The organism is Catenuloplanes sp. NPDC051500, assembly GCF_044454585.1.
Taxonomy (GTDB): domain Bacteria; phylum Actinomycetota; class Actinomycetes; order Mycobacteriales; family Micromonosporaceae; genus Catenuloplanes.
Genome location: NZ_JBITDX010000041.1, coordinates 1 through 6,750, shown reverse-complemented (window position 1 = coordinate 6,750; position 6,750 = coordinate 1). Strand labels below are relative to the sequence as shown.

Sequence of the window (6,750 nt, the reverse complement as noted above, 5' to 3'; positions counted from 1 at the left end):
GTCGCAAGGGCCTGCACCGAGAGAGCGATGTGGCCGGGAGAGCCGGTCGATCTCGGTCTGAGTGGTTGCAAGGACTGGCACCGAAGCCAAGAGCTCGCCGAAGAGCAAGCCGATCTTGGCTCTCGCGTGCCGCCGCGCCAGGGCAACGGCAGCCCGGACGCGCCGCGCCGAGATGGGTTCGTTGTGCGGGATCTCCCGTCCATCTGGCGGGATGCAAGATCCTTGCGGCTCTGGTGGCCCTTATCGCGCTCGCATAAGGGCCACCAGAGCCGCAAGGATCTTGACGTGGGCCTTCCTGCGCCTTCGGCGTCAGGAAGAACGCGCAGGCAGGCACTCATATAACGACATGTCGGGCGCGTAGCGCTCAGACCTGGGCACTGACCGCGGGGCCTCCACCTGACGCGGGCCGTGAGCGCTAGCTGTGTCCTGATATATGTGGATCCGGTGTGGGTTTGCGTTCATGCCCGGCCCTGAGACCTGCCGAAGTGCCACGACTGACCCGCACGACGGCGGAACCCGCGGCCTCGGTGCCGGCCCTTGTGCCCGCCCAAGCCGCAGCTGCCTCGTTCGCGGCTGCCTCGGTCCGCAGCCGCCTCGTTCGCGGATGCCCCGGTTCGCAGCTGCCTCGGTTCGCAGCTGCCTCGGTTCGCAGCCGCCTCGGTCCGCGGCTGCCCCGGTTCGCAGCCGCCTCGGCCCAAAGCCGCCTCTGCCCGCCGCCACCGAGACGACGGCCGTGCCGCTCGCCCTCCGCAACCGCAACAACCGACCGAAACCACTCACCACGCCCCAGCCCATTCGACCGTCGGTCCCCAAACGGTCGGACGCGAATGGGCAACAGAGTCGCTCCCGCGGGCAAACCTCCGCGGCGAGTTCCGCTGGCGCCCCGCACGTCGCTTCGAGCCGGCCCCGTCGCGCCCCCGAAGATCAATCCCCCACCGCCCCGCCACCTTTGCTCTGCTTACCCACGCGCGGCAGCCCCTTATAAAGCGATTTATCCCCCAGCCGTCGCGGCTCCAAGTAGCTGATCATGGCCGCATGCACGTTAGCCACGCTTTGAGGCCGCCAGAACGTGGCTACCGTACATACGGCCATGATCAGGCACTCGGCACTCGGCACCCGGCACCCGGCACCCGGCACCCGGCACATGGTGACCCGGTGACCCGGTGACCCGGCACACGGCGGCAGGCGACGGCACACGGCAGCAGGCGACGGCACACGGCAGCAGGCGACGGCACACGGCGGCAGGCGGCAGGCGCCCGGACGTCGGCGCGCTCGCCGCCACGCGGAGCGCGCCAGTTGGATCGCCCGCGCACGCGCCGCCACCTCCCGGCCCGTCACCGAGCCTGCGACTTGACGGCGTGGGGTGAGCGGCCTGGAAGAGGGCGGCTGGCTGACCGATTTGTTCAGGTAAGCAGAGCAAAGGCCGGTGGAGAGCTGGGTGGGCGGGTGCCGGGTGGATCTTTGATTGGCGGGACCGGCGACGGGACCGGATCCGAGCGGCGTGCGGAGCGCCAGCGGAGCCCGGCGTGAGGTTGGCCCGCGGGAGCGTGCGGGCCGTCAGCCACCACAGAGTGGGAAAATGTCCTGATTTTTCAGGATTTGGCGGGGAGCGCGCGGTTGTGGCGGATGGCGGCTTCGCCTGCGGGCTCGGTGGGGCCGGGCTTGTCGTAGAGGCCGGCGGTGAGGACCAGCGTGCCGATGATCAGCGAGACGATCACGTTGACCATGGACCAGTTGAAGATGTTGACGTCGGTGCGCATGACCGCGATCCCGGCCAAGCCGCCGGCCAGCAGCAGCCAGCTGCCGTAGTAGTTGATCCGGTGGCTGAGCTCGCCGCCGATCGCGTAGCCGCCCACCAGGATCGCGCCGAGCACGATGGAGAGCAGCGAGAACGCCATGTTGGTCCGCATCCAGAGCGCCCAGATGCTCTCCCGGGAGAAGAAGTCCTCACCGCTTGAGGCAATCACGCCCAGGATGCCGAAGGCCAGGATGACGATGCCGCACAGGCCGGACACCGCCCGGTAGAACGGCCGCAGGGGGTGATTGATCGGCATGTGAGCCACTTCGCCCACGCTCCTCGCGCGCTTGTCCGTCATGGATGCGGTGTTCCCGCGCGGCGCGCGGCGACACCTCGACTCCATCCTTCCCCACTGCACCTGCGTATATGCACAAAACCGCCCAAGGTGCGGGAGCACCGTGGGCGGTTCGGCGAGCGGGTCAGTGCGCGGCGGCGACCGCGCGGCCGGTGGCGGTGCTGCGCGAGTAGAGGCCCGCGGTGATCAGCAGCGTGCCGACCACGAACCACACGATCGTGGTGTTGATCGAGTGGTTGAGCACGTTCGCGTCGGTACGGATCACGGCCAGGAACATCATGCCGACGACGAGCATCCCCCACCCGAGGTAGGTGAATGCCAGCGTGTCCGCGTTCCGCCCGATCACGGTGCCGAGCACGACGAGCGCGCCGATCACGATCGCGAGCAGCGAGTTCGCCAGGTTGGTGCCCTGGCCGAGCACCTCGCCGACACCGATGCCCAGCGGCGGCTCGCCACCTGTCGAGATCGCGCCGAGCACCCCGAACACGATCATGTAGAGCCCACTCAGGCCACCGACGATGCGGTAGATCGGCCGCAGCGGGTGGTTGACGGGCATGTGCGACGCCATGGTCCTCAGCCTCCAAGGGGGGCGTACGCCGGTCGCACGCCGCGATCATCCGAATCGAGATTGTGACGCACGTGGCCGCCGGGGCCGCAGGAGCCCCGGCGGGACGCGGTCCAGCTCACCCGTCGCCGAGCTTGTCGGCCAGCTCCAGCCACGCTTCCTCGGCCTCGGCCATCTCCGCCTGCACCGCCTTGAGCTGCGCGTCCAGCTCCGAGATCTTGGCGTAGTCGGTGGCGTTGGCGGCCAGTTGCTCGTGCAGCTGCTTCGACTTCAGCTCCAGCCGGGAGACAGTGCGCTCCAGCTTGCCGAGCTCCTTCTTCCCGGAGCGCACGTCGGCGGCGGAGAGCGAGGAGGAGGACGGGCCGGTCGCGGACTTCGACGACGAGGTCGACGAGATCGTGGCCGCCGGGACCGAGCCGATGCGCTCCAGGTACTCGTCGATGCCGCCCACCAGGTGGCTGATCTTGCCGTCGCCGAGCAGCCCGTACGCGGTGTCGGTGACCCGCTCCACCAGGTACCGGTCGTGGCTGGCCACGATCAGCGTGCCCGGCCAGGTGTCAAGCAGGTCCTCGAGCGAGGCAAGCGTGTCCGTGTCCAGGTCGTTTGTGGGCTCGTCGAGGAGCAGCAGGTTCGGCTCGCCGGCCAGCAGGCGGAGCAGCTGCAGCCGCCGCCGCTCGCCACCGGACAGGTCGGAGACCGGCGTCCAGAGCCGCTTGTCGGTGAATCCGAAGACCTCGGCCAGCTGGGACGCGGAGAGGTCCCGGTCGCCGAGCTGGACGCGCCGGGCGACCTCCTCGACCGCCTCCAGCAGCCGCAGATGGCCGGGCAGCTCGTGCAGCTCCTGGGAGAGGAACGCGGCCTTCACGGTCTGGCCCCGGCGGAAGACGCCGCCGTCCGGCTGGGTGATGCCGGCCAGCAGGCGCAGCAGCGTGGTCTTACCCGCGCCGTTCGCACCGAGCAGCGCGATCCGGTCGCCGGGCCCGATCCGCCAGGTGACGTCCTTCAGGATCTCCTTGGGGCCTGCGTGCAGCGTCACGCCCTCCAGGTCGTAGACCTGCTTGCCGAGCCGCGACGTGGCAAGCCGGGTCAGCGACACCGAGTCCCGGGCCGGCGGCACGTCCGCGATCAGCGCGTTGGCCGCGTCGATCCGGAACTGCGGCTTGGAGGTACGCGCCGGCGGCCCCCGCCGCAGCCAGGCGATCTCCTTGCGCAACAGGTTCTGCCTGCGGGCCTCGACCGCGGCGGCGACCCGCTCGCGCTCGACCCGGGCCAGCGTCCAGGCCGCGTACCCACCCTCGTAGGCGCGCACGGTCTGGTCCGCGACCTCCCAGGTGGAGGTGCAGACCGCGTCGAGGAACCAGCGATCGTGGGTGACCACGATCAGCGCGCCGCGGCGCTTCAGCAGGTGGTCGGCGAGCCAGTTGACGCCTGCCACATCCAGATGGTTTGTCGGCTCGTCCAGGATCAGCAGGTCGGACGTGCGGATCAGCAGCGCGGCAAGCGCCACCCGGCGCCGCTCGCCACCGGACATCGGGCCGACCGGCTGGTCCAGCCCGAGGTGCGGCATGCCCAGCCCGTCAAGCGTCGCGCGCACACCGGCGTCACCGGCCCACTCGTGCTCCGCACCGAAGCCCTCGTCCAGCCACGCGGTGCCGAGCACCACGTCCCGGACGGAGGCCTCCCCGTCCAGCTGGAACGTCTGCGGGAGCGAGGCCACGCGCAGGTCGCGGCGGTGTGTCACGCGGCCCTCGTCCGGCTCCTCCTGCTTGATGAGCATGCGCAGCAGCGTGCTCTTGCCGGCACCGTTCAGGCCGACGACGCCGATGCGGTCGGTGTCCTCCAGCCCGAGCGACACGTTCGTGAGCAGTGCGCCGACGGCGCCGTAGCCCTTCGAGACACGGTCAAGGTTGACCAGGTTCGCCATAACTCCCCAGATTTTCTTACAGAATGCGGGCGCCGGGCACGGGACCGTAGGCGGGCCCGGCGGCGCGGCAGAGGCCGGACGCCTCGATCTCCGCGGTGAGCGACTCGGCGTGTGCTGCGTCGCGGGCGAGGAAAAGGCAGGTCGGGCCGGAGCCGGAGACCAGGCTGGCACAGGCCCCGGCCGCGAGTCCGGCCTTGAGCAGGTCCGCCAGGCCGGGCCGGAGCGAGAGCGAGGCCGCCTGCAGGTCGTTGCCGAGCGCGGCGGCAAGCACGGCCGGGTCGCGCTGCCGGAGCGCGGCCAGCAGCGAATCGGCGGCGCCGATCGGCTGGGGGGCGTCCAGGCCGGCGCGCAGCCGGTCCAGCTCACGGAAGACGTCGGGGGTGGCGAGGCCGCCGTCCGCGACCGCGACCACCCAGTGCCAGGAATTCGGCCGGACCAGGACCGGGCTGATCGTCTCGCCGTGACCGGTGCCGAGCGCGGTGCCGCCGTAGATCAGGAACGGCACGTCAGAGCCGAGCGTGGCCGCGACCTCGGCCAACTGGTCCCGGGAGAGGCCGATGCCCCAGAGCGCGTCGCAGGCGACAAGGGCGGCGGCCGCGTCCGCGCTGCCACCGGCCAGACCGGCGGCGAGCGGGATCTGCTTCTTCAGGTGCAGCCGGGCGTGGGCCGGGACGCGGGCGTAGTCGGCAAGCGCCTGCACCGCGCGGATGATCAGGTTGGTGCCGTCGAGCGCGAGCGAGCCGGTGCCCTCACCCTCCATGGTGAGGCTCAGCGTGTCGCCGCGCCGCGCGGTCAGCTCGTCGTAGAGCGAGATCGCCTGGTAGACGGTGTTCAGCTCATGGAAACCGTCGTCGCGCAGCGGCCCCACGCCGAGGTGCAGGTTGATCTTCGAGGGAACGCGGACCCGCACCGGGCCCGCCATCGCCATCCGGGGACGGTCGTCCTCCGGTCTCCAGGCCTCCGTCACCGATCGGCTCCCCGGCCCGGGACGGCCTGTCCACCCACCATGTCGCTTCCACCCACCGTGTCGATCATCGCCGCCCACCTCCTCGTCCGCTCGGCTGGGCGCAACTCTACCGCCACGCCCGCCCGGGGCTAGGAACCCGCCGGGCCCGGACCGCCGGCCGCGGTCACGCCAGCGCCGCGAGCCGCTGCCGTGCCGATGCCGGCGGCCGCCGCGGCGGTGGCGATCGCGATGAAGCTCTCCACGTCCAGCTGCTCGCCCCGGACCCGCGGATCCACGCCCGCGGTGGTGAGCGTCTGCTCGGCGCGGTCCGCTCCCCCAGCCCAGCCGGCCAGCGCCGCGCGGAGCGTCTTGCGCCGTTGCGCGAACGCCGCGTCGACAACAGCGAAGACCGCCTCCCGGGGTACGCCGTCGCGCGGCTGCTCCCGGCGGGTGAAGGCGACGAGGCCGGAGTCCACGTTCGGGACCGGCCAGAACACGTTCGGCGGGACCTTGCCGGCCGCCTTTGCGGTGCCGTACCAGGCGAGCTTCACCGACGGCACGCCGTAGATCTTGGAGCCGGGGCCGGCGACCAGCCGGTCCGCGACCTCCTTCTGCACCATCACCAGGCCGCTGCGCAGGCTCGGCAGCGTGGCCAGCAGATGCAGCACGACCGGGACCGCCACGTTGTACGGCAGGTTCGCGACGAGCGCGGTCGGCGCCGGGTCCGGGAGCGCGGTGAGCCGGAGCGCGTCCTGCAGGTGCACGGTGAGCCGGTCCGCCAGGTCCGGCAGGCGCTCCGCGGCCGTCTGCGGCAGGCGGGCGGCGAGGACCGGATCGATCTCCACGGCGTGCACGTGACGCGCGACGCCGAGCAGGCCGAGCGTGAGCGAGCCCAGGCCGGGGCCGACCTCAAGCGCCACGTCGTCCGGGCCGAGGCCGGCGGCCGCCACGATGCGGCGGACCGTGTTCGGGTCGTGGACGAAGTTCTGCCCGAGTCTCTTGGTCGGCGACACGCCGAGGCCCGCCGCCAGCTCACGGATCTCCGCGGGGCCCAGTAGTCCGTCCATGAGGCGAGATCCTAGAACCGCTCCCCCGCAGCGTCTGCGGGGGAGCGGTTCTGAGCTGGAGCTAGTGTTCTGTCTCAGTTTTGAGTAGTCGTTTGTTGGAGGGCGACGCGTCCACGTCGGACTTTTGCGAGGATCGATTCGGTGGTGGCGGTCCA

5 protein-coding genes are annotated in these 6,750 nt (G+C 71.2%); all 5 read right to left on the bottom strand.

The window, feature by feature from the left end; translation table 11 throughout:
* Positions 1–1,592 precede the first annotated feature (1,592 nt).
* The 5 genes from ACIA8K_RS39765 to rsmA all read right to left on the bottom strand — a co-directional run bounded on the left by ACIA8K_RS39765 (position 1,593) and on the right by rsmA (position 6,595).
* The gene (locus ACIA8K_RS39765; protein ID WP_396068681.1) at positions 1,593–2,054 is read right to left on the bottom strand and encodes a DUF4383 domain-containing protein; all 462 of its coding nucleotides are present in this window, start codon (positions 2,052–2,054) and stop codon (positions 1,593–1,595) included.
* 163 nt (positions 2,055–2,217) lie between these two features.
* Positions 2,218–2,661, bottom strand: a complete 444-nt coding sequence (locus tag ACIA8K_RS39760) for a DUF4383 domain-containing protein (protein WP_396068680.1) — start codon at positions 2,659–2,661, stop codon at positions 2,218–2,220.
* A gap of 115 nt (positions 2,662–2,776) precedes the next feature.
* Positions 2,777–4,582: an ABC-F family ATP-binding cassette domain-containing protein gene (locus tag ACIA8K_RS39755; protein WP_396068679.1), complete on the bottom strand. Its 1,806-nt coding sequence runs from the start codon at positions 4,580–4,582 to the stop codon at positions 2,777–2,779.
* A 16-nt stretch (positions 4,583–4,598) separates the two neighbouring features.
* Positions 4,599–5,549 carry a 4-(cytidine 5'-diphospho)-2-C-methyl-D-erythritol kinase gene (locus tag ACIA8K_RS39750; RefSeq protein ID WP_396068678.1) on the bottom strand — a complete coding sequence of 317 codons (951 nt, stop codon included), beginning with the start codon at positions 5,547–5,549 and terminating at the stop codon, positions 4,599–4,601.
* A 128-nt stretch (positions 5,550–5,677) separates the two neighbouring features.
* Positions 5,678–6,595, bottom strand: coding sequence for a 16S rRNA (adenine(1518)-N(6)/adenine(1519)-N(6))-dimethyltransferase RsmA (gene rsmA, locus ACIA8K_RS39745; RefSeq protein ID WP_396068677.1), 918 nt, complete (start codon positions 6,593–6,595; stop codon positions 5,678–5,680).
* Between the last annotated feature and the right edge of the window lie 155 nt (positions 6,596–6,750).

Bases quoted from the DNA above. Each gene is read 5' to 3' on its own strand.
- ACIA8K_RS39765 (WP_396068681.1), bottom strand. From the start codon at position 2,054: ATGCCGATCAATCACCCCCTGCGGCCGTTCTACCGGGCGGTGTCCGGC.
- ACIA8K_RS39760 (WP_396068680.1), bottom strand. From the start codon at position 2,661: ATGGCGTCGCACATGCCCGTCAACCACCCGCTGCGGCCGATCTACCGC.
- ACIA8K_RS39755 (WP_396068679.1), bottom strand. From the start codon at position 4,582: ATGGCGAACCTGGTCAACCTTGACCGTGTCTCGAAGGGCTACGGCGCC.
- rsmA (WP_396068677.1), bottom strand. From the start codon at position 6,595: ATGGACGGACTACTGGGCCCCGCGGAGATCCGTGAGCTGGCGGCGGGC.